This window comes from Hydrangea phyllody phytoplasma (assembly GCF_036985185.1).
In the GTDB taxonomy this organism is placed as follows: Bacteria; Bacillota_I; Bacilli_A; order Acholeplasmatales; family Acholeplasmataceae; genus Phytoplasma; species Phytoplasma asteris.
On sequence record NZ_BSDA01000004.1, the window covers coordinates 1 to 24,727 of the forward strand.

19 protein-coding genes are annotated in these 24,727 nt (G+C 27.9%); 8 read left to right on the top strand and 11 right to left on the bottom strand.

Annotated elements, in window-relative coordinates:
- The first annotated feature begins 165 nt into the window (after positions 1-165).
- From AACP42_RS02030 to recA, 4 genes are all read left to right on the top strand, one after another.
- Positions 166-1,338: an NAD(P)-dependent malic enzyme gene (locus tag AACP42_RS02030; RefSeq protein ID WP_212775603.1), complete on the top strand. Its 1,173-nt coding sequence runs from the start codon at positions 166-168 to the stop codon at positions 1,336-1,338.
- Positions 1,335-2,870, top strand: a complete 1,536-nt coding sequence (locus AACP42_RS02035) for a 2-hydroxycarboxylate transporter family protein (protein WP_212775604.1) — start codon at positions 1,335-1,337, stop codon at positions 2,868-2,870. Before AACP42_RS02030 ends, AACP42_RS02035 begins: the two co-directional genes overlap by 4 nt.
- Positions 2,871-3,487: 617 nt before the next feature.
- A complete protein-coding gene (pgsA, locus tag AACP42_RS02040) occupies positions 3,488-4,147 on the top strand; it encodes a CDP-diacylglycerol--glycerol-3-phosphate 3-phosphatidyltransferase (RefSeq protein ID WP_212775605.1) in 660 nt (219 codons plus the stop codon).
- Positions 4,148-4,405: 258 nt separating this feature from the next.
- Positions 4,406-5,401, top strand: coding sequence for a recombinase RecA (gene recA / locus AACP42_RS02045; RefSeq protein WP_212775606.1), 996 nt, complete (start codon positions 4,406-4,408; stop codon positions 5,399-5,401).
- Between the two features lie 131 nt (positions 5,402-5,532).
- Here recA and AACP42_RS02050 read toward each other — a convergent pair whose 3' ends face one another.
- Both AACP42_RS02050 and AACP42_RS02055 read right to left on the bottom strand, forming a co-directional pair.
- On the bottom strand, positions 5,533-7,191 hold the full coding sequence (locus AACP42_RS02050; RefSeq protein WP_212775607.1) for a DEAD/DEAH box helicase: 1,659 nt from the start codon (positions 7,189-7,191) through the stop codon (positions 5,533-5,535).
- Positions 7,192-7,817: 626 nt separating this feature from the next.
- Positions 7,818-8,126 (bottom strand): hypothetical protein, encoded by a 309-nt coding sequence (locus AACP42_RS02055; RefSeq protein ID WP_339332319.1) that lies wholly within the window; start codon positions 8,124-8,126, stop codon positions 7,818-7,820.
- 1,283 nt (positions 8,127-9,409) lie between these two features.
- On the opposite strand from AACP42_RS02055, the gene ltrA reads away from it, so the two are divergent.
- Positions 9,410-11,041 (top strand): group II intron reverse transcriptase/maturase, encoded by a 1,632-nt coding sequence (gene ltrA / locus AACP42_RS02060; protein WP_339332557.1) that lies wholly within the window; start codon positions 9,410-9,412, stop codon positions 11,039-11,041.
- A gap of 115 nt (positions 11,042-11,156) precedes the next feature.
- Here the strand turns inward: ltrA and AACP42_RS02065 are convergent, their stop codons facing one another.
- The 8 genes from AACP42_RS02065 to nrdF form a co-directional block, all read right to left on the bottom strand.
- A complete protein-coding gene (locus AACP42_RS02065) occupies positions 11,157-11,381 on the bottom strand; it encodes a hypothetical protein (RefSeq protein WP_339332560.1) in 225 nt (74 codons plus the stop codon).
- 358 nt (positions 11,382-11,739) lie between these two features.
- Positions 11,740-12,342 (bottom strand): hypothetical protein, encoded by a 603-nt coding sequence (locus AACP42_RS02070; RefSeq protein WP_339332561.1) that lies wholly within the window; start codon positions 12,340-12,342, stop codon positions 11,740-11,742.
- Positions 12,343-13,007: 665 nt separating this feature from the next.
- The gene (locus AACP42_RS02075) at positions 13,008-14,801 is read right to left on the bottom strand and encodes an ABC transporter ATP-binding protein (RefSeq protein WP_212775575.1); all 1,794 of its coding nucleotides are present in this window, start codon (positions 14,799-14,801) and stop codon (positions 13,008-13,010) included.
- The gene (locus AACP42_RS02080) at positions 14,798-16,522 is read right to left on the bottom strand and encodes an ABC transporter ATP-binding protein (RefSeq protein ID WP_212775574.1); all 1,725 of its coding nucleotides are present in this window, start codon (positions 16,520-16,522) and stop codon (positions 14,798-14,800) included. The genes AACP42_RS02075 and AACP42_RS02080 overlap by 4 nt, the downstream gene beginning before the upstream one ends.
- A 205-nt stretch (positions 16,523-16,727) precedes the next feature.
- A complete protein-coding gene (gene mscL / locus AACP42_RS02085) occupies positions 16,728-17,165 on the bottom strand; it encodes a large conductance mechanosensitive channel protein MscL (RefSeq protein ID WP_212775573.1) in 438 nt (145 codons plus the stop codon).
- A 540-nt stretch (positions 17,166-17,705) separates the two neighbouring features.
- A complete protein-coding gene (locus tag AACP42_RS02090) occupies positions 17,706-17,849 on the bottom strand; it encodes a hypothetical protein (protein WP_172642355.1) in 144 nt (47 codons plus the stop codon).
- 1,291 nt (positions 17,850-19,140) lie between these two features.
- Entirely contained in the window at positions 19,141-19,284 is a 144-nt protein-coding gene (locus AACP42_RS02095; RefSeq protein ID WP_156956343.1) for a hypothetical protein, read from the bottom strand.
- Between the two features lie 531 nt (positions 19,285-19,815).
- Entirely contained in the window at positions 19,816-20,868 is a 1,053-nt protein-coding gene (gene nrdF, locus AACP42_RS02100) for a class 1b ribonucleoside-diphosphate reductase subunit beta (protein WP_212509255.1), read from the bottom strand.
- Positions 20,869-20,960: 92 nt separating this feature from the next.
- On the opposite strand from nrdF, the gene AACP42_RS02105 reads away from it, so the two are divergent.
- On the top strand, positions 20,961-21,089 hold the full coding sequence (locus AACP42_RS02105) for a hypothetical protein (protein WP_283241828.1): 129 nt from the start codon (positions 20,961-20,963) through the stop codon (positions 21,087-21,089).
- Positions 21,090-21,253: 164 nt separating this feature from the next.
- Here the strand turns inward: AACP42_RS02105 and nrdE are convergent, their stop codons facing one another.
- A complete protein-coding gene (nrdE, locus tag AACP42_RS02110; protein ID WP_212775572.1) occupies positions 21,254-23,797 on the bottom strand; it encodes a class 1b ribonucleoside-diphosphate reductase subunit alpha in 2,544 nt (847 codons plus the stop codon).
- A gap of 361 nt (positions 23,798-24,158) precedes the next feature.
- Between nrdE and AACP42_RS02115 the strand changes: the two genes are divergently transcribed.
- Both AACP42_RS02115 and AACP42_RS02120 read left to right on the top strand, forming a co-directional pair.
- The gene (locus tag AACP42_RS02115; protein ID WP_212775571.1) at positions 24,159-24,329 is read left to right on the top strand and encodes a hypothetical protein; all 171 of its coding nucleotides are present in this window, start codon (positions 24,159-24,161) and stop codon (positions 24,327-24,329) included.
- Between the two features lie 12 nt (positions 24,330-24,341).
- Positions 24,342-24,512: a hypothetical protein gene (locus tag AACP42_RS02120; protein ID WP_339332275.1), complete on the top strand. Its 171-nt coding sequence runs from the start codon at positions 24,342-24,344 to the stop codon at positions 24,510-24,512.
- Positions 24,513-24,727: the final 215 nt, after the last annotated feature.

The window sequence follows — 24,727 nt, forward strand, 5'->3', positions numbered from 1 at the left end:
ATATTTAAATAAATGTTAAAAAAGTAAAAAAAATATTAATTATTTTATTAAATAAGGTATAAAATATAGACGGATGATTGTTTTTTGGTAATAATTTCAAGATCAAATCACCCTTCAAATATATATAAAATACATAAAGAAATATAAAAGGAGATCTTCAGTTAAATGAACATCAAAGAAAAAGCATTAGAAATACATGAGAAAAATAAAGGTAAAGTAGGTATTGTAAGTAAAGTAAAAGTACAAAACTTAGATGATTTAGCATTAGCTTATACTCCAGGAGTAGCAGAGCCTTGTTTAAAAATTAAGGAAAATCCTAGTGATGTTTATCGTTATACTATGAAAGGTAATATGGTAGGTGTTGTTACAAATGGGACTGCAGTTTTAGGATTGGGTAATATTGGTCCGAAAGCTTCTTTGCCAGTGATGGAAGGAAAAGCTATTTTGTTTAAGGAATTAGCAGGGATTGATTCTTTTCCTATTTGTATTGATTCTACTGATTCTCAAGAAATAGTAAATATTGTTTCTAAAATTTCAACTGTTTTTGGAGCAATTAATTTAGAAGATATTAAGTCGCCTCAATGTATTGAAGTTGAAGATGCTCTTAAAGCTAAACTTGATATTCCTGTTTTTCATGATGATCAACATGGTACTGTTATTGTAGTTGCTGCAGGAATTCTAAATGCTTTAAAAGTAGTTAAAAAATCTATTGAAGATGTTCAAGTAGTTATTAATGGAGCAGGTTCTGCAGGGATGGCAATTGCTAAAATGTTGTTGTTATTAAAAGTTAACAATATTGTTTTAGTTGATAAAACAGGAGCTTTATATAAAGGAGTAGCCAATCTTAATGAGCCGCAAAAAAAATTAGTTGAAGTAACTAATAAATATCAAGAAAAAGGAACTTTGAAAGAAGTACTTAAAGGAAAAGATATTTTTGTTGGTGTATCTGCTCCTGGTATTGTTACAGCTGAAATGGTATCTACTATGGCAAAAGATGCAATTGTTTTTGCTCTAGCTAATCCAGTACCAGAAATTATGCCAGATGAAGCTAAAAAAGGTGGGGCTAGAATTGTTGCTACTGGGAGATCTGATTTTCCTAATCAAGTAAATAATTGTCTTGCTTTTCCAGGTGTTTTCCGTGGGGCATTAGATGCTAAAGCAACTAAAATTACCGAAGAGATGAAAAAAGCTGCTATTTATGCTCTAAAAAACATCATTAAAGAAAAAGATTTAAATGAAAATAATATTTTACCAACTCTCTTTAATAAAGAAGTAGTTAAACAAATTGCTTTGGCAGTTTGTAAAGTAGCTAAAGAAACTGGAGTAGTAAGAAAATGAGTATAGAACAGGAACAAAGTTCCCCAGATAATAAAGAAAACAATAATAATAAAGATAATAAAGACTCTAAAAAAGTTAATAGTATTTTTGCTCCTCAAAAAACTATTTTAGGGTTTAGTGTGCCTCTTTTTTGTTTGATGAGTTTAGTAGTTTTTGTGCAAGTTTTTGTTTTGGGATTTGTAAGTTTTCAAACTACTAAGAAATTTAATCCTGCATTTCATCCATTAATTACCCCTTTATTAATAGCTATGCTTTTAGCTGCTGTTTTACAAAAAATAGGTGCTAAAACTCCCCTCTTAAAAGATATTGGAGGTGGTTCTATTTTATGTATTTTAGTACCTTCTATTTTGTTTACTTATCCTTTTTTTAAAGATGATTCTATCTTTTTGCAAATGCAAAAGTTTATGCAAAGTATTATGAAACATTTAAATGCTGAGTCTATAACAGTAAAAGAAACTCAATATACTTATAAAGCTATTGGTTTTGCTAGTTTTTTTGTTTCTGCTTTAATTATTGGTAGTTTTTTAAGTATGGATAAAAAGTTATTAAAAAGTTCTTTTAAAAAATTTATTCCTTTAATATTAGTATCTTTGCTTACTGGTGCTTTAGTTGTAGGAACTTTGGGGGCTTTATTAAATCCTATTGGAGGGTTAGAAAATGCCTCTCAAACTTCTAAAGGGGGCTTTTTAGATGCTGTCTTTTATATTTTTGCTCCTTTAGCAAGTGGTGGTATGTCATCTGGAGTTACTCCTTTAAAAAATGCTTATGCTGGGCAGAATCTAGATTGGCAAGAAACTTTTATGTCTCATATGACTCCTGCTTTATTAGTAGGAGGAATCTTTAGTATTTTTGCTTCTGGGCTTATTAAGAAATTTTTGAAAACTACTAAATATAGTGGTTATGGTAAATTGGAAGTTAAAGAAACTCCAAAAAATTCAGATAAAAATACTTCTAAATCAGTTCCTAAAAAATTAAGTTATTCTCAAATAACTACAGGTTTAATTGCTATTTTTACTTTATATTTATTGAGTGTTTTAATAAAAGAATCCTTAATTTTATTATTACCAAATATTAAAAAATACCTACCAGAATATATTGTTTTTTTAGTGTTTGTAGTTGTTTTGATGAAATTATTTAATGTAGTATCTGATTATTATAATAGTTGTATTAATCAAGCTTCTAAATTTGTTACTACTAATTTTACATCTGCTTTTTTAGTAATTTTAGGTTCTAGTATTCCAATGGAAGATATGTTAAAACAATTAAATGTTAAATTTGTCTTTACATGTATAATGTGTGTATTATCAGTTGCTTTAGTAGCGGGGTATTTAGGCAAAAAGTTAGGTTATTATCCAGTAGAATCATCAATTACTGCAGGGCTTTGTACCAATAGTATTGGAGGTGCTGGTAATGTTGCTATTTTATCAGCTTCTGATTTGATGGGATTAATGCCTTTTGCTCAAATAGCTACTCGTATTGGTGGAGCTTTAGTAGTAGTAGTAGTTAGTATTGCTTATCCTTTGTTATATTAATTATATTTTATATATATAAATATGAAAAATATTTATCATAAGTATTTATGATTATTTAATATTATTTTAGTATTTTATTATTAGTTGATTTGATTGAAATTATTGCAATGCAAAATAGCTAACATATTTATATCAAAATTATAAAACATTTTTAACTATTGCGGTGCCCTTCGATTTGTTTATGCTAATAGTTGGGTTCCGTGAGATTTTTAAACACAAAAAACTATAAAAAACATTTTGCTAATTTATTTGTATTATAAACATTTAAAAATTAAGTTAAATATGTTTTCTTTATACAAAATTTATTTATAAATGTAGAAAAAATTTAATTTACTTTTTAAATGTAGATAAATGTAGAGTTTTTATAATTTATCTTTTAATTGTAATAATTACTCAAAATAATAACAATTATGTTATGTATATAAAAACACTTACTAAAAACATTTATCAATAATGTTATAATAATAGTATATAAGAGGTTTTGAAAATCTTATTTTTGTCCTTAAACATTTACTATTTTTATTTTTTGATATTCAAAGAAATGATTTGTCTTTTTGAACCATATTTAATTAAACAAAAATATGAGTTTTTTTACAAAATTACTAAAGGAGTAATGTATGTTTCCTTTGTTGGCTAATTTAATTACTGTTTTTAGGATTGTTTTAGTGTTTGTGCTTTTGCCTTTGATGTGTGTAAGTGAAAGTGAGCCTGAATTTGCTAATGTTTTGGCTTTTCAAATTATCTTTATAGTGGCTGCTATTACTGATTATTTGGATGGTTATATAGCTAAAAAATATCAACAACAAACTGTTTTTGGTAAGTTTTTTGATCCTATTGCCGATAAATTATTAGTTATTATAACACTTTTTTATATTTGTCAATGTCGTTTGTCTGCTACGCAAGGAACTTTTTTATTTGCAGATACTCAAATGCCTAAAAATTTTTTTACTGCTGTTATTATGATTATAGTGATTAGAGAATTTTTAGTAACAGGAATAAGATTGGTAGTTTCTAATAAAGAAGGAGTTGTTATTAGTGCATCTTTTTGGGGCAAAGCCAAAACCGTTTTTACATTCGTTGCCATCATTTGCCTTTTTTTTGGGTTGTATACTTCTTCTACTTTTGCTTGTGATGCAAATTTAAAAAAATGGTTTGGATATCTAAGTAATATAGGTGATATTTGCCTGCTTGTTTCAGTTGTTTTAACTATTGTTTCTGGTTTTGATTATTTTTTTAAAAATTATAAAATTATTCGTAAAAATTTTGCTCCTGAGTAATTCATTTTTTTGATCCTCACTGTACCCTATTTTTTTAAAATATTTATTGTCTAGTTTTTGGGGTTCAGCGAGATCTTTATTTTGTTACTGCTGTTTTTATTATATTTTAAAATCTGTCTTTTATATATGTTTCTAAATTTTTAAATTTATCTTTAATAATTATTTTCATCTTACTATTTTATCTTTATTATTTTACTTACAATATTTAAAAATTATATTTCATCAAAACTAAAATAAAAAACCAAAGGAAAATTATTTATGCAAAATACACAAAACAAAAACGATTTAGAAGACACTATTAAGGATATTGAAAAAAAGTTTGGTAAAGGTAGCATTATGCAATTCAACTCCAAAACTCATAAAGGAATTGAATCCATTTCTACTGGTTCTTTGTCGTTGGATATTGCCTTAGAAATTGGTGGTTATGATAAAGGAAGAATTATTGAAATTTATGGTCCTGAAAGTTCAGGCAAAACTACTTTAACTTTGCATGCCATTTCAGAGGCTCAAAAAAAGGGAGGTAATGTTGCTTTTATTGATGCAGAACATGCCTTAGACCCAGGTTATGCAAAGGCTATTGGAGTAAATCTTGATAAACTTTTAATCTCACAACCTGATTCAGGTGAAAAAGCTTTAGATATTGCTTGTAGATTAATTGCAAGTGGCAAAATTAGTCTTTTGGTAGTTGATTCTGTAGCAGCATTAGTTCCTGAGGCAGAATTAGTAGGTGATATGGGTAATATGGCTATGGGTTTGCAAGCACGAATGATGGGGCAAGCCATGCGTAAACAGTCAGGAATCATTAATAAAACTGATACAGTTGTTATCTATATTAATCAACTTAGAGAAAAAACAGGGATGGTTTTTGGTAATCCTGAAGTAACTCCAGGTGGTAAAGCCTTAAAATTTTTTGCTTCTTTGCGTTTAGACATTAGAAGAGCAGAAACCCTTAAACAAGGGGACCAAGTTGTAGGGATTCGTTCCAAAGTAAAAGTAGTTAAATCCAAACTTTCATCTCCTCTTAAAACTGCTACTATTGATATTATTTATGGTAAAGGTATTGCTAAAATGATAGAAGTAATTGATTTAGCAACTAACCTTAATTTGATTCAAAAAAGTGGTTCTTGGTATAGTTTTAAAGATGAAAAAATTGGTCAAGGAACAGAAAGTGTTAAAAAATATTTAACTAATAATCCTAAAATTTATAATCATTTGGTTGCTGAAATTAAAAAAAGATATAATATTAGCAATTAATCTAAATTATTAATTGAAATTAATTGATTTTTTATTTTTATTTTAAATTATGCAAATATAAGAAAAAGCTAGCTTGTTGAAGCTAGCTTTTTTGTTATTATTAAATTATTATTTTGTTAATTTATTAGTTTTTAATCTTTTTTGTTAAGAATTAAAGTTTTGTTTTGGAAACGAATATTAGTTTTGTTTTTCATTTGATTCCAAAAACGACTTGCTACTTCAAAAATAGTTTCGTGAGTTAAGTGTTTGATATTGCCAATATTTTTGCCATAAATTTGGAAATGATCTTTTAATAATTTTAATAATATTGGAGGATTAATATTGTCTTTTTTGCCTAAATTAATAACTACTTCTATAAAGTTGCTATTTGCTCTTTGGTAAGAGTTATTGCCGTAAGAGTTGTTAGAACCATAAGAACCAAATCTAGATTCGCCACCAAAACGTGATCTGGTAAAAGAATTGTTAGTAGTCATTTTTGGAGGAAGGATGTCAGTGTAATTTCTTTCTTTTGGTAAAAAGTTTTTCAATAATCCTTGGATAATTTGTTCAGAAGAAAAAGTTTCTAATAACTTTTGTGCTAATGGATTTGGAGTAGCGTCTTCCTTGTTTTTTTCAATGATGTTTAATAGCTTTTTTTCTAAATCTTTGGCATTTTGTAATTTGATGCTTTGAACAGAAGGAATATCTAGTAAAGTAATTTTTTCTTTTAAGTAGTATTCTAATTTTTTAAGTTGGCTTGCTTTTCTTGGGCTAATTAAACTGTAAGCTAAACCTTTTTTGCCAGCTCTTCCAGTTCTTCCGATACGGTGAACATAAACTTCGTCTTCGTGTGGTAAGTCATAGTTAATTACCATTTTGATGTCAGAAATGTCAAGTCCTCTTGCAGCTACATCAGTTGCAATTAAGATTTTGATTTTGCCTTTACGGAAATTATTCATTACATATTGTCTTTGATTTTGTTTTAAATCGCCGTGAACTGCATCAGCTAAAAAGCCTTTGTCTTGAAGGTAAGCTGTAATTTCGTCAACATCTTTTTTAGTGTTTGCAAATAAGATAGCTGAATAGTCTTTTTTTAAGTCTAGTAAACGTACTAATAATTTAGCTTTGTCAACTTCTTTTACTAAAAAGTAATTTTGTTCGATTGCATTAACTGCAATGTTTTTAACAGGAACTTGTAGGATTTTAGTGTCTTTTTGGTATTTGCTTGCTATTTTTTTAATAAATGGAGGTAGAGTTGCTGAGAATAAAACAGTTTGTCTTTCTTCTGGAATCTTTTTTAAGATTGTTTCTAAGGCTTCTTGGAATCCCATTTTTAACATTTCATCTGCTTCGTCAAGAGTTAGAATTTTTAGTGCTGAGATGTCGATTTTACCTCTTTCTAGATGGTCAATTGCACGTCCAGGAGTAGCAATAATTAAATGAGGTTTAGCTTCTAGGTCTCTAAATTGTTTGGTGTAAGATTCACCACCATAAACAACAGCGATTTTTATTTCTTGATAAAATCTTAGTAATTTTTTTAATTCTTCGTATACTTGGAGAGTTAATTCTCTAGTAGGGCATAAAATTAAACTTTGAGTTTTTTGGATTTTTGGTTCAATTTTTTCGATAATGGGAATACCAAAAGCAAAAGTTTTTCCTGTTCCTGTTTGAGCTTGTCCAATTACGTCGTGTCCTTTTATAATTTCTGGAATTACTAAGGCCTGAATTGGAGTAGCATCAATAAAATTGAGTTCTTTTAAAGCTTTTTTAGTTTGCTCTAAAATAGGTAATTGTTCGAATAAAGTATTCATAAATTCCTCATCTTTCTTTTTAATTTAAAAATTAAATTATACAGATATAAATATAAAATGTTTGCTAAGTGCACAAAAACACTAAACCCTTTTTATAAGATATTTTTAAACCTTTTATGATTTCAAGTTATTGTTTGGAGTTGCTAAATAATTAATAATCTTGAAAAAAGGCATCATTTTAAAAACTATCAACTGTGTATTTGCTGTCATTTTTACTTTCAGTAAAAAAAGTTGTAAGACTTAATATTTTTAGTTAAGACCCTAATAAAAAGTATTTTGGTATTTTGTTTTTATAACAATTATGGTTGGAGTAATAATTTTATTTGTGAAACAAAGTTAAATAATTGTTCAAAAGTAAAAAGTTACACTAATTTATAATAGTTTTTTGATTTGTAACATTTAATAATTTTTTACTGCATCTTTAATATTATACTTTATTATACTTGTAAATTAATAAAAAAACAACTATGTTGGAATTAAAAGTGTCTTTTTGTTGCTTTTATTATGTATTTGTTGAAATATTGGAGGTAATAAATAAAAATAAGACTCTCAATAAATGAGAGTCTTATTTAGTATATTTGATTATAAAAGTTTATCTATTTCTTCTTTAGTGATTGTTTCTTGTTCTAATAAGTCTTTATTTTGTGAAATAATTTCTTTTGCTTTAGTATAAAACATTTTGCAATAATTTTTTTGATTTCTAAATCTATTGCTGTTTTATCGGAAAACTCAGAATCCTGGCTCACTCCTAAACTACTCATACCATATTTAGTAACCATTAAACGAGCTATTTTTGTTACTTGTCTAAAATCATCATAAGCCCCATTAGAAACTTCATTAAAAATTATTTCTTCAGCTACACGCCCGCCCAAATAAGATGTAATTTGAGCTAGCATTTTTTTATCAGAAGTAAAAAAAGTTTCTTTTTCTGGCATTATTAAATTATAGCCACCAGAAGAGCCTCAAGGGATTTTTGTAGGCGATTACTGAGTTTTTTCAAAATATTGTTTCTTTTAAAAAAAATCTTTTTCTTATTACCTATATTATAACATTAATAATTTCAATAATTTAAAGTTTTTTTAAGTTTTTATAATTTATAAATAATTTTATTTATTTTTTTACAACAACAAAAGCCGTCCAATATTAGGACAGCAAAATTAATTAAAAATATTTAATTTAAACTAATTTAATCAAATTAAATTAAGAAAAAAGTTGTAAACTTTGAATATAATTATTTTCAAGATATCTATACCAATATTGACATTCAACTTTATTTAATATTTTAATATCTTTTTTTTCATAATCTTTTTTAAGATTTTTTTTAATTTAAGTTTTTGTAACTTAAAATATTTTTTAAAATTCTTATTAAGAAAATAATTTTTTGGTTGAATACTAGATAAATTTAAACTAAAATAATTAGAATTTTGAAATTGATTTGAATTCATATAAGATTTAAACAACAAAGTTAAATTATGTGGAATTTTAATATTTCTTTCATTAACTCTTTGTTTAATATTCCATTCAAATATATTAGAAAAGTTAAAATTAACAATTGGAAATGAACTTAATTCTATTTCTTTAATTATATGGGCGCGAATAAACGCATCATTATAGTAATCTAGCCAGTTGCCACGGATTTGATTATTCCGTGAGGTCATGCGGTCGGTCAGCCAAACGAAAGAATGGTGGATTACAGCAGACCGTAAAAGCGGAGTGAGGTGAAATAACTAGCCAAGATGCTTTCGCAAGACTAAGATAGTCATGGAAAAGGTGCAAATCCCTAATCGCGGAAATTATCGTAATTTAAGAACTTCAAGGGCAAGTTATTGAAACCCTGGAATGAAGGTAAGATATGAAGATATGATTTAAGTCTTTATATATAATCACATGTCGCTTTAAGTAGCACCCTTCATGATATCGTTGACGGAAACAAAGTGTTCTAGTCTAGCCACAAGCTTTAACAACGAAAGCGAACCTAAAACTATCAGGCATAATGATGTCGGAAATTCGAGATTCCTAAAAACCATACCAAACAGAGGAAATTAAAATGCCTCTGGGTTCAAGGAAAAAGAGACTTTTAGTAGTCGGAGGAATTAAAACTTGGTTTGGAATAACCAAGATAATTGCCCTCACACGGAGCCTAGGAAAGCTAGGTACAAGGCGAAGAAGTTAGATTCACAGTGAATTATTCAGTTCGGGAGAAAGGAGGTTGATGCAAATGCAACCAAATGAAGCAGATAAAACTTCTAAGCTTTCAAACTTACTGAATAGAGTTCAGACAAAATCATTAAACAGGTTAACCTTGAAAAAGGAACTGCAACAAGATATGAACTCCCTGGATAACATCACATTCGCCTTCAACAAGGTTGCAGGGAATGACGGTGCAGGGACGCATGGGACGGACGGTCAAACTATTGACGGAAAAGATTGGAACTACATTATCGGGTTAAATGATAAATACAGAACCAATCAATACCAACCCAAGCCCCTCAGGAGAGTTTATATCCCCAAACCTAACGGAGATAAAAGACCATTAGGTATCCCGACAATGGAGGATAGAATAATCCAACAGACAATGTACCAACTACTCAATCCATTTTATGAAGTAAAATTCTCAAAATGGAGCTATGGATTTAGACCTAACAAATCACCACATGATGCAATTAAACGCATTAAGGAGAGATTTAAGGGAATAAAATGGTTAATAAAAATTGATATCAAAGGCTTCTTTGACACAATTAATCATGACATATTGTTAAAACTTCTCAGCAAAGACATCCGTAAAGCCAAAACCCTCAAAACCATAAAACAATGGTTGGAGGCAGGCATAATGGATAACTGGGTTTTTCAAAAGACCTTCTCGGGCGCTCCCCAAGGTGGAATTATATCTCCTTTATTAGCTAACATCTACCTTCATCAAATTGACGAAAAGATGGAAAAACTAATAGAACAAGGAATACCAAAAAGGAAAGTCAATCCTAAATATAGAAAATTACAACGTTTAGGACTTGTAAGAAAAGCTAAAGTCGCGAGAGACATTAACATAAATCCAAACATTAGAGTAGAATACATTCGCTATGCGGACGACTTCATCATCGGGTGTACAGGAACAATGGAACAGGCCAACGAACTACAACAAAAGGTGGTATCCTGGTTAGTACGGGATTTAGGATTGTCAATATCTTATGACAAATCCAAAATCGTACCAGCACAAAAGGGAACAAAATTTCTTTCATACCTCATAAGAGTCAACCCAACGGCATCGTCTAAAAATAAATCTGCAAGGAAAACGCTTAACGGAGAAACCGATATCGGAATTCCGAAGGATGAGATAGACAAAAGATGCAAAAAATGGATGACGGACTCTAAGAAGAGAAAGATTATACATGATAGACAACTACATTTTAGAGACGAATTAGAAATAATTAAGTCATATAAAAGAGTGGCTGAAGGTATAATCAGATACTTCGCATATGGAAGAAACCTGAATCAGTTAACAAAGTTGGCCTATATTGCAGAGTACTCTTGTTTAAAGACAATAGCGGGGAAATACAAAACTTCCATCGCCAGAGTCCGTAAGAAATTGAACCGAGGTCAGGGGACTTGGGGTGTCAAGTACACGATAAAAACAAAACCAAGATATGAAACCTGGCCGAAGTACACCTGGGATAGGATTAAAAGGATGAGAAGATATAAGGATATTAACCTTGATATCATTCCTAATCCGAATATATACCTAAGTCGTACACATCTCACAGACCGTTTAAAAGCGGAAGAATGTGAAATGTGCCAAAGGTATGACGTTAAGTTGGAAATACACCACACTAAGACAGTGCGAAATCGCAACTAGCAAAGCGTGATGAATAAAGCAACTATGGTGCTATGTAAACAGTGCCATAGAAGGAGAACCAACGAACAAATAATAAGCTTCAATGACAATAGGAAAATAATAAACGTCTGAATAATCAATCAACTAAATAGTGATATTTAGAAGACCCTAGAAATAGGCTGTGAATGGGAAAGCCGTATGCTTGGAAACTTGCTTGTACGGTTTGGAGCGGGGCTGCACGTAAATAACCAACACGCGTGTAATCTATCGCTATCATAAGGAAATAATGCCAAAAAAGATTTTTGAGGACAAGAAAAACATGTACGAGAAAATCCAAACAAATGACGACTATAAAAATCAATTCCTTTATTAGAATTTGATTCAATTTGTTTATCATTTTTAGAAACATATTTACTAACATATGAAACAATTTTATTAACATAATCTTTTTTATCAAAAGTACCTTTATAAAAAACTTTACATTTACTAATTTCAATTTTTTCAAATAAAAGATTTTTTTTGATGGTCTAAAAATTTGTACATTTTGACTAATGGGATTTAAATGTTTATAATATTTTATATTATTTTTATTCATAACAGATGCATAAGCATTAGCCCAAAGCAGAGTAATTTTTGGCACTTTAAAATTATTTTTCTCGTAATAATTTTGAGGTATTTTAATATTACCTTTTTTATCTATTTTATGCATTAAATAATCATCATAAAAAAATACTCTTATTCCCTTTAATAGGTCGGTTTTTCAAACACAAAGCATAATCTTTATCAGTACACAAATAACGAGAATATACGCCAAAAGAATTTAAAACATCAATATTAAAAATAATATGGTAATGAATAACTCCTAATTTAGTAGTTTCCAAAGACCAAAAATATCGAAAATCTTGCATTTTAGAATAAACCAGCTCTTTTTGAGAGAATTGTTGAAATAAATTTGATAAATAACTTTTTCTCACTAAACGAATAAAACGTTTCCTTACTTGCCCCATAATATCAGGTTCATGAGTATATTTTATAGTTTTACCTTGTAAATCATCATAAGGAGCTGTCAAAGTAATAAAAGATATTTTTTTAGAATCTTTGAAATTATATAAAAGTTTATCCTTAGCATTTTGTGAAGAATCTCGATAATGCCTTAAAATTTTTGATTTTGGTTTAATTTCTTGCAATTTATTTTCTTTTAATTGCTTTTTTAAAGAATAATCAAATTTCAAATCATCATCACTTAATGACAAATACCTTTCTTCTTTTTTTTCTTTTAAATGTTTTTTATAATATTTAATTCGTTCCAAAGGTTCAAACATAAAATAATTAAACCCTTTTAAACGAGTCTCATAACCATTATCTTTTTTTTTACTTTATAAATATTTTTAGAAATTTCCTTAAATAAAACACATAATTTTAAATAACATTTCTTATAATAAGATTCAGTAATTTGATTAAATTTATGTTGTTTTTCTAATTGGTTAACTTTTTCATTATAAATTTTAATAGTAGTAGATAATTCATCATAATTTTCTATATCTTTTGAATTAGGTAAACAAATTTTTAAATAATCTAAATCAAAAATTTTATCATTTAATCCTTTTATAAAATCATCAGAAATTAATTCTTTTTTTATTAAGGAATAAAAATAATTATAACAAAAGTATATATAATATATGAAGATTTAATTTGTTTCATTTTTTTACTCCTTTTTAAATTCGATTATGATCTCAAAATATTCACTCTATAATAATTTATAGTTTTGAAAATAAATCAATCAAATAATTATCCAGTTTACAACACAAATATAATCTCCCATAATTTTTTTATACATTATCGCAATTGATTATTCTTATTATAACATATCACCTAAAACAAACAACACCAATAAACAATCTTTAAATAATAAAATAATAACTTACAAATAAGGAAAAGACCAACTATTTTTATAGTTGATCTTTATATTTAATATTAATATTATATCTTATTTTTGAAATTGACTTTGATATAGTTTATAATAAAATCCTTTATAATTTAATAATTCTTGATGTGTTCCTTGTTCAATAATAGCCCCTCTATGAAGCACTAATATCTTATCAGCATTAACAATAGTAGACAATCTATGAGCAATAACAAAAGCAGTTTTATTTTGAATTAACTTTTGAATGGCTTGTTGTAACAAAATTTCAATTCTAGTATCTACATTAGAAGTAGCCTCATCCAAAATTAATATTTTAGGATTACTTAAAATAGTCCTTGCAATAGTAATTAATTGTTTTTCTCCTTGTGATAAGTTATCTGCTTCTTCATTAATTTGCATCTGATAACCATTAGGCTTAGTATTAATAAAATAATTAACTTGAGCTTGCTTGGCTGCTTGTATTACTTCTTCATCAGTTGCATCTTGTTTACCATATTTAATATTTTGCCAAATAGTATCTTTAAAAAACCAAGTATCTTGTAATACCATTCCAAAAATAGTTCTTAAATTATCTTTCTTTAACTCGCGAATATCAACTCCATCAACTTTAATAGACCCTGCATTAATATCATAAAAACGCATTAAAAGATTAATTAAAGTAGATTTACCTGAACCTGTAGGACCTACAATAGCTATGGTTTGTCCTGGCTTGGCAACAAAATTAATATTACTTAATAACATATCTCTTTTATTATAACCAAAAGAAACATTTTCAAAAACAACTTCTCCTTGAGGATTGGCAATAACTTGAGGTTTGAGCACTTCAGGAGCTTCTTCAATTTCATTTAAAAAAGCAAATACTCTTCTAGAAGCAGCATTAGCAGATTGTAATAAAACTGACATATGACCTATTTCAATAATGGGGTTCCCTAAACGCCACACAAATTGTAAAAAACATCTAAAAAGTCCTATTCCAATAACTCCTACTCCTAATTTAGTTAAAAAAAGAGGTATATTATGTCCTTCAATCAAAAAAAATCCCATCATACTAACTGCAATTAAAGTAAAATGAGTAAATAAACATACAATTGGCGAAGTTAATCCAGACAAAAAATTAGATTTAAAAACTAACTTTTCTAAATACTTACTTTGATAACTAAACTCTTCAATAACTGTATTTTGTTGATTATATAAAATAATTTCTTTATATCCAGTATATTTTTCTTGTAAAAAACCATGATGATTCCCTGATGCATCAAACCTTTGAATAAAGATTTTCTGTGATTTAGTAAACACTTTATAAATAGCATAAAAGGAAAAAGGAATCATCATAAAGACAATAATACCTAAAAAAAGATGTAAAACAAACATAAAACAAACAATCATTACAATCATTAAAAAAGCAGCTAACATAATAGAAAAAGATTGTTGCAAGGCATTAGAAATAACTTCAATATCATTTGTCATCCGACTCATAATATTTCCTAAAGTATTAGAATCAAAGTATTTAATAGGTAAACGATGAATTTTTTTTTGCACATCTTGACGCAAATCTCTCATCCCTTGATGAATAGATGAAATTAACATTTTATTAAAAAAGACACGACACATAACAACAACAAAATATAAAAATAAATTAATACATAAAATAAAGATAATATAAGACATAATATCATTGCCAAAAAAAGGAACAGAAAAGGAATTTTTATCTTTATAATAATTTTGAATTTTATCAGTAATAAATCTACCTTCAAAATAAAACAAAAAAACATTAAAAAGGCAAGCTACAAAAATTAAGAAAATCCCTAAATTAATTTGTTTTTTAAAAGGTTTTAAATATCTCAAAATTCTTTTCATACAACAACCTCTAAATTTTGGGATTTGGCAATTTCTTGATAAAGAAGACAATTTTTCATTAATTCTTGATGAGTTCCTATAGCTTTCATTTTTCCTTCTTCTAAAACAATAATTTTATCAGCATTAATAACAGAAGTAAGTCTTTGAGCAACAATTAACACTAAGGCTTGATCTTTCATTTCAAAAAAAGCTTTTCTAATTTCATATTCAGTTTTATAATCAAGAGCTGAAAAAGAATCATCAAAAATATAGATATCAGGTTTTTTAAGAAATCCTCTTGCCATAGAAAGCCTTTGTTTTTGTCCCCCTGAAAAATTAGTACCTAATTCACTTACTATTTCATTAAATTTATGATTTTTATTTTGTACAATTTGATAAGCTTGAGCAAGTTGCAATGCTTCTGTCATTTGATTTTCTTGAGGATTTTGTTTGCCAAAAGCTAAATTACTTCTAATAGTTCCTTTAAATAAAACATTTTTTTGAGAAATAAAACTAATTTTATTACGCAAATAATTAAGATCATATTCTTTAATATCAATATCATTAATTTTAATAGCACCTTCGCACACATCATAAAGGCGAGGAATAAGCCCTATTAGGGTTGATTTTCCTGAACCAGTAGCACCTACAAAAGCTACAATTTGTCCTTGTTTCATACTAAAATTAATCTTTTCTAACATGGGTTGTGTAGCATCAGGATAAGTAAAAGTGACATTTTCAAAAGACAAAGTTTGAAAAGGCATTTGCGGTTTTAAAGGTTTACAAACATTTTTAATTTTAGGGGTAATATTTAAAACATTTTCAATTCTTCTAACAGATACCAAAGTTTTAGGAAACATCATAAAGAGTAATAAAAAATCTAAAATAGCAAATAAAACATGAAATTGATAATCAATACATGAAAGAAGTTTTCCCGTAGTAAAATCAGGATGACTTTGAGTTAAATAATATACTCCTACTCCAACATTAATCAAAATAGAACAATTTAAAAACAAATAAAAGATAGGATCAATAGAAACCATAAAATTAAATAATTTAATAGAAAAAAAACTATATTTACGATTTACTTTAGAAAAACGAGAAGTTTCATATTGACTTTGGCGAAAAGCACGAATAGATTTAATCCCAATTAAATTTTCGCGAGTAATAACATTTAATTCATCTAATTTTTTTTGTTGTTGCTGTGATAAAATATAAGATTTTTTAAGAATAATAAATAAGGTTAAAACTAAAAAAGGAGCAACAAAAAGGATTCCTAAAAGCAAAAAAGAAGCTACATAAAAAATAGCAACAACACTAGCTACAAGCATAATGGGAGACACAACAGCAGTACGGTAAAAAACAGAAATGAAATTCATTACTTGAAAAACATCCAAAGTAGTATAGTTAAGGATAGAAGAAATCCCTAATTGTTTCATCTCAGTGGGCGAAAAAGTTTGTACTTTTTTAAAAATATCGACGCTTAAATCTTGAAAAAGCAAGGATGATACTTTGGAAGCACAATAATTAAGAATTAGATTTCCTATAAAACCACAACAAGCACATAAAGCTAAAAGCCCTAAAAGTGCGAAAGGATCAATTTGATTTTTATTATAATCAATAATAAATTTACCAATTATAAAAGGAATTCCCAATTCACCACAACAAACAAACAAAACAGCAATTAAATTTAATAACAGCAACATTTTGTATTTGAATAAATATTTCCAAATAATTTTCATTAGTCTAAACTCACAATTCCTTTGTTTATATGGTTAATTTTTTTGTTGCAATTTCTTTCAAGTAATAATGGTAAAAAATAAGGATAAAAAGGATGAAAATATAATTAAAATAATAAAACGTAATAAAAAAAGACTATTAAAAATAGTCCCTTATAATTGCTTTAATAACAACTAAATAATATTTATTGTTAATACTAACTTGCAATTACTTATTTGATTTCAAAATATCTTTAATTTCTTCTAATAAAGCAATTTCTTTATCAAGACTTTGTTGTAAAAGTAACATATTCTTATCGACTTTATCCTTTTGCAAAGGATTTTTCCATGACATTAAAGTTAAAATAGTATAAATAATAAAAGAAAGCAACAAAAACTCTAAAATAGTTTGCAAAAAATTACCATAACCAAGATAAGTATTGGCTTTAATTTCCAATTTCAAATCTTTTAAAGCCCCAGTATAATTAAACAACAAAGAAAAAAGAGGCATAATAATATCTGCTACCAAAGAACTTACAATTTTGGCAAAAAGTTGTCCTATTACAACTGCAACAGCTAAATTAATGACATTACCACGAGCAATAAAAGCTTTAAAACCTTTAGCAAATTGCAAAGATTTAGAGGTAAAATTATAATTTTCTATCATTTCAAAACTCCTTTTTAATAAAAAATTAAAGATAAATTTTGTAATTATTTTAGTTATTGTATCAAAATAAAGAAATAACAAAAGTCAAAAAAGGATTCAAAACTCTTTAAAATTTTAGATTTTAATATTTTTATAAAACAATTTTAATAAATAACAAATATGAAAAAATAATTTGAAAAATCAAAAATGGGATGTTTTTTTAAATGGGTTGAAATTCAATTATTGCAAAACTCAAAAAGAAAAACGCAAAACAATACTTTAAAGTCAAAAGACCAACCAATAAAAAACCAACTTTTAACACTTTAAATAAAAGGGATTTTTACATTTGTATTATAACATTTTTTAATTATAAAAATAGCAAAATATCTAAAAAATATTTAATTATAAGTGTTTGGGGATTAGTGAGGTTTTTTCTTTTTTTCTTTATATTATAAACAAAATTAACTAACATATTAAAAAAATATTAAAAGTTCTATAATCTATTAATAAACTAGATATTAAAAAAGGAAAGAAACACACAATATTAAATATTTTATATAATTAACCTAATTCTTTATTTATACCATAATAAAATAAAAAAAGAGCAAACAAATAAGAAATGCTGCCAACTAATCTAGACCATTCAAAAATTTGAATTTCAATTAATCTTTTTTCCTTTTGTTCTTGTTTTTGGGTTTCTTTCAAACATTTCTTTAAACTATTAATTGATTGTAAAACATAAGTTTGTTTTTTAATAATTATTGTAAGATATAAAAACCTCAAACTAAGTAAATAGTTTGAGGTTATAATTATGAATTATGTTTTATTTGTAGTTAATGAATTTATTTTTTACCCTTAAATAAACGAAAAATAATTATAATAATATTAAATACCTCTTTCCAATTTAATATAAATACTTAAATTTTTATCTTTTATCATTTTTTATATTACCTAAATAAGTAATAACATATATAAAAAGTTCAAATATACTGCAAAATACTTCCATACTAGAAAGCCATAAAAAATTCACTAAAATCCATTCACATTCTTTGGCAAGCACTTTATTTTTAGCAAAGTTATCTAATTGATGTAAAACATAAACCCACCTTAAAATACCTATGATAAAAGTTATTAAGGATAAAAATATAAGGATAATAAGAAAAAAGAAGTTAGAAAAATAATTATGATAGCAGTATAAAAAAAACAAATAATTTCACCAATAAAACTAATAAGAAAAAATATTTTTAAAACTTTAATGAATCCAGGATAAACTTTAATTTTATTTATTTTATATAAAACAGTAATAAAAACTAAAATCAAAATAGTAATTAACAAAGATATTAAAGGAATTAAATGTTGAATAAAAGGGGGAAAGTCCAAATATTGTTTCCCATAAAAGCGGTAAAAGCAAAATAAAGTAGCATACAAAAAACGGAACAGTTCATGGTTTGCAAACGAAATTGAGGACTAAATTGAGTTTTTTTAATATTATATAAATAAGTGGCAAAAGCAACAATTAAGGAAGTTGCTATAATAGGGATTATTATCAAAACCAAAGACAAAGATTTTAAAAAAGGATCATTATTTAATTCCAAGAGAGTAGGGACAAAACCTATAAAAATAAAACCTGAAACTAAAGCAAATAACAAAATCCCAAATTTTAATAAAGGATTGAAAAGATAAATCCCAATGCCTACAAGAAATGATGAAATTGCTAAAAATCAAATCCCAGGGCACCATTAAGATACCAAAATAAAGTTTTATTTTAGCATCTATATTATTTACTTTTAATAAATCATCAATATCAAGTTGACAAAATGCAGAGATATCAATAATATAAATTTTTAATTTTAAAGATTTAATAAATTCTAAATATTTATAAATATTAGATTCGTTTTTGAAAAAAAGATAAGCAGATAAGCCACCAAATACAAAAACACATGATAAAATAAAAAATTTAATAAAAACAGTATTATGAGTTCCTAATTTGATTTTTTTACTTAATTGGTAATTTTTTTTGATTTTTAATTTCTTCAATTTTTTCTTGTACTAAAAAAGTAATATCGTCATCAGGATTACGTGGTTTTAATATTTTTTTTACTCTTTTAGAAGGATTAATTAAGTATTCAAAAAAACCCATATTAAATACCTCTTTTTTAGAATTTATAAGTTGTTTATTTTCTAAAATAAATTTATGGCGAAAATGATTTAGGTTTGGGTTTGATTTGAAAGTTATATATTTGGAATAAAATAAGTTATTTTCTTTGGGATAGATTAGTGCAACAAAATAAAGGATAAGAATAATGATAAATATTTATAACAATAAATATAATAAATTATGAATTAATTTTTTGTTAGAAATGATAAGTTGCAAAATTATAAAACACGCAAGAAACAAAAAAAACAGCAAATTATTTATTACATTCGCATGTTTTATTTTCTTGTAACATGTTTTATAACTTCCTTTTTAATCTTTCCCTCATTGATATGTTTTTTTCTTCCCAAAAAAACGCCAATGAATTAATTTTATTTTACCACTAAAAAGCAAGTTTGCAACACAAAAATACTTATTTTAGTATAAAAAGAAAGGAATTATGATAAAACTAAATGTTTTTTAAAACAAAAAAAGCTAGTTTAAAAACTAGTCTTTTTTTTTATTGTTGATTGTGTCTTAAAAATAAAAATCTTCATCTTGCAACGCCTCAGAGCGCATTTTTTGATAACCGTTTCCCTTCATAGAAAAGTTATCCATAGTTTTAGTCTCAGTATTAAGTCCATTAATGATAACAGGATTTACATTTTCGGATGGAAAAAAAGCATCAAATCCCAAATTCATTAAAGCTTTATTGGCATTATAACGCACAAATTTATTAACATCATCTTCTAAATTTAGTTTATGATAAATGGCATGAACTAAGGAAGTTTGGGTTTGATAGAGTTGTTGCATCAAATCATCTAACCATGTTTTTAAAGTTTGTTGGGCAGGCTTATCAAACAGTTGATAAATTTCAGTTGCAAGACGCCCCACATAAACACCATGAATACTTTCATCACGAATAATTAAATTAATAATTTCTCCTGATTGCATCAATTTACCTTGACCATAAAAATATAAAGAATAGTAAAACCCACTGTAAAACAACCAAGTTTCTAAAAAAACCGATACTGCCATAGCTTGCCACTGAGTTTTTTTAAATTCCAATTCACTAAATTGTAAGGAGAATTGTTTTTTCAAATAAATTTGGTCTTCCAAAGCCTCATAAACTTTTACAATTACTTGCATCATAGTTTGAAGGCTTGTTTGCTGGGTGCCCCACAAAAAAAGTTGATTAATTTCTTTGTTAGTTAAATAGCTCATAAAAATATTAGAATAACTTTTAGCATGTACTGCATTTTCCATAGCTCCCATAAAATTAAGGGTAGCTTTTTTTTGGTGTTCATGTTCTTCTAACGAACGAGCAATAACAGGCATACCCAAATCACCTTGATAAGTATCTAAAAAAGTAAGAACTAAAAGATTGCGGGAATAAGCAGTTTTTTCTTCTAAGGTAAGTTCACTCCAAGCAGCAAGATCACCTTGCAAACTGATATCTTCAGGACGCCAAAATTGGCTTAAATTTTGTTCATAAAAAAAATGGGTATATTTGTCTTCTAACACATTCCAGTTAGCTCCTTGAAAAGGGCTTTTAGAAGTTGGGTGGGGTTGGGAATTTTTAGTTTTCATTGATTTACTCCTTTTTTCTTTTAGGGTTTTTGAATTTTTTAGTATAAATTAATTGGGATAAAATTGAAAGGGTTGTGATTTGGGATTGTAATTTGGAAAATAATGAAGGATTGATTGGGGTTGATTTGTATTTTGATAAGTTAGTATTTATATTTTTGGAAAATAATGAAGGTGTTTATTTTGATATAAAAGGGGTTGAGGCAAGAAATAATCGTTGTTAAGAATAAAAAAAGACTATCCATTTGATAGCCTTATTTTAGCAAAAACAAAATTACAAAAAACCAAGTACGAGAAGCAATCAAAATTGCCTGAGATTTATAAATATAGTGTATTAATGAAAGTTTTATTCCATTAATTATTTTTTATTCGGTTTTATAGGGTGTTTTTAAACACCACAAGCCTCACATTCATCAATTTTTAGCTTTTGGGTTCGTGTGTAATAAAGGGTTTTTATCTTTTTATGATGAGCATAAAGATAGTATTTTTGTAATTCACGCGTAGTAATATCAGATGTAATACCAAGTTCAAACGAAATACCTTGATCAACGTGCTTTTGGGCAATGGCAATAACATCAATGAGGTCGTATTTGTTCATTTTATAAGCAGTGGTGTACATAAAGGAAGTTTGTTTTAAGGCAGGCATTGGACAGTAAGTTTTGGAGTTGCCATAGGTGCGTTCCTCTACTAATTGTTTTACAGGAGTCAAAGAAGGAGTTGCTCCCATAATGTATCCAATTGAGCCGTTTGGAGCCACTGCGAGGCGATGAGAATTGTAGAGCCCAAATTGCATAACATCTTGTTTGAGTTGGTGCCAATCGTTTTGCGTGGGCAAGGTGATGTTTTGGAACATTTTTTTGATTTTGGCAGTTTTGGGTAAAATTTCACCGCGATTGTCAAAATAACTACCATCAGCGTATTTGGATTGTTCAAAACGATAAAACTTTTTACCTGTGGTTTTAGCTTTATTGCAAGAATGAAGAAGGCTGTAAAAATTAACGGCATTGAAAAAAACATCAATTAAATCTTTGTTTTCTTCACTTCCAAAAGCAATGTAATTTTGAGCTAAAAAACCGTGATGACCCATAATTCCAAAACCTACACTGCGGTTAAGAAAATTAGCTTTGGCAACAGCTGGCACATAACTAATGTTAGTGTTTTCAGAAACACAGTTCATTACTTCCATCGCCATAAAAACAGTTTCTTGAATGGTATTGTTAGTAATCATGTTTCCCATGTGTCCTGATGCTAGATTGCATGAAATGTCCATACCAATTTCGTCTTGCTGGGTTTGATGGTAATCTTTGTAATGTGAAGTGATAGTGGGTTGGAGGATTTCAGTACATAAATTAGAAAACTTGACTTTCAGATCGGAAGTGTTTGCTTGATTGGTGTTGTCGCAAAACATTAAGTAAGGATAGCCTGATTCGCCTTGCATGTGGGCAATAAGTTCTAAGAGTTGGCGTGGATTGATGGCTTTTTTTTGCACTTTGGGATTGGCAACTAAAATATCGTACCAATAGTCCATATCAACTGCGATGTCAGCAAAATTTTTGCCGTATTCTAAAAAAACAGTGTGCGGGGAAAAGGTATACATAACTTCGTTGTTGCGGGCAAGTTCAATCATTTTATTAGGAACTACAACGCCCAAAGATAAAGTTTTAACACGAACATCCTCGTCAGCGCTTAATTTTTTCGTACTTAAAAAATCAATGATATCGGAGTGAAAAACGTTCAAATAAACAGCGCCAGCACCTGTACGTTGTCCCATTTGATCAGCATAACGGAAACTGTGGTCTAATAATTTGCACACACCTACAACACCTTTACACACGCCTTTGATGCCTTTGATAGATTCACCTTTGGCACGCAAATTAGTGATGTTAATCGAAACGCCACCGCCAATTTTGGAAAGTTGCATCGAAAATTCATTAATGCGGGCAATGTCGTTTAAAGAGTCACCAGCTTCTAACAAAAAGCAAGAGACAAATTCGCCACGATGTTTTTTGCCTGTGTTGAGCAAAGTGGGAGTTGCAGGAGTAAAGTCTTGGTTGATTAAGGATACAATGAGGCGTTTGGCAATTTCAAAGTCACCTTTGGCATGATAAAGGGCGTTTACTGACAAGCGGTCTTCGTAGGTTTCTAAATAGTGTTGTTTGTCACGAGTTTTAAGGGCGTAATCGTGGTAAAATTTGAAAGCTCCCATAAAAGTTGGGAAAGTGAAATTTTTTTGGTAGGCAATTTGGTAGATTTCTTTAATTTGCGAGTGGGTGTATTTTTGCAAAAAAGCACTTTCATAATATTCGTTTTCTTGTAAAAAAGTTAATTTTTCTTGCAAAGTGGCAAAACGTTTTAGTTTGGGCAAAACTCCTTCTTGCAAAAAACTTTGTAAAGCTTCTTTATCTTTATTGAGGTCTTTGATGTTTCCTTGTTCGTCAATAATTTGATTGTTGAGTGTAATCCAAGGTGGCAAGACGGTTTTTTTTGGGGTGAGTGTTTGAAGTTGTGCTTGCGTTTGGGATTGATAATAAGGCAATTTTTGGTCGTTACAATAGCAAGCAAGCCATTTTTTTAAAAAAGTTCTTTCTTCTGGCATGCCCGAACCTTCGAATTTGAGAACCAAAGGCACATTGTAAGTAGAAGCGATGGTGTCGCCTGCTTTGCCATAGTTTTTGCCCCAATTTTTATTGCCAGACACAGCAACACCTATTACTTTGGTAGCGTTTTTGTCTAAAAAAGTTTTGGCATCATCAGATACTTGTCCAAATTTCACACTGCGAGTAAGTAAAAAAACGTTTTCATCGGTTAATTTGGAAAGGGCATCTTGGATATGTTGAAAGGAAAAGTCTAGACTTTGAGCCATTTCATAAACTTGACCTTGCAAGAGACCATCATAAATAACTTTAATTTTTTTGGGAAATAAGGCTGGCATTAAAAACTCCTTTTGCTTCTTTAGCTTTTTTTGTGATTTTTTTTGCAGTTTGATTTAATTCATATTTGCATTTCAATAATGCATTTCAGTTAATTTAATACATGAAAAAGTTAAAATTGTTTGAAATAAGTTAGCTTACTGTCAAATATATTACGCATTTTAAATAATAAATTAAATTTGCATGCATTATATTATTATTCTAATAATATGTATTTTATATTAATATTATATCAAAAGAAAAAAATATAGCGGCATTAAATGGCTTAAAAAACATATTTTAGAAAAGGATTATTCGTCAAAATAATTCGTCCCAGTATAGAATAAATATTTAAGCTACCAAACTATTTAGGTAATTGAGAAGATGCAAAATGAAAAACAAAGTAAGAAAAACATGAATGTAGGAGGGGATAAAACATGCAAATGGGCTTTTAGAAATGCGAAAAAATACCATGCAGCTAGACGGATTTTAAAAACCAACACCAAAAAACCCATCGGCGAATATAATAACGAAAATAAAAATATATACAATTAGGAATTCGCGATTATGTTAAAAAAACTCAAAATTAGAAAGCTCATTATGATGGTGGTGTGTGGTCTTTTAAGTTTTATTCCTTTAACCTTCGCCGCGCAAATCTCATATCACCCCAACGGTACAATCAGCTACATCACCGATTACAATGAACTGTTCCGTTTTTTTAGACATTTTTTTATTTAAAAATTACTCTTTAAGACTTAAAATTAAATAGATAATTTCATATCTTTTCAAACTAACAAATAATTTCATTAAACTTAAAAAGTGTCTAATGTTTTTTCATAATTTGCTAGTTTCAAAAGATATTTTTTTTTAATATTTTATCCCTACACTATATATATAGGTCGAAAAAACGAAAAAGTTGCTATAAAAACAACATGGGTTTCATTTTTTTACAC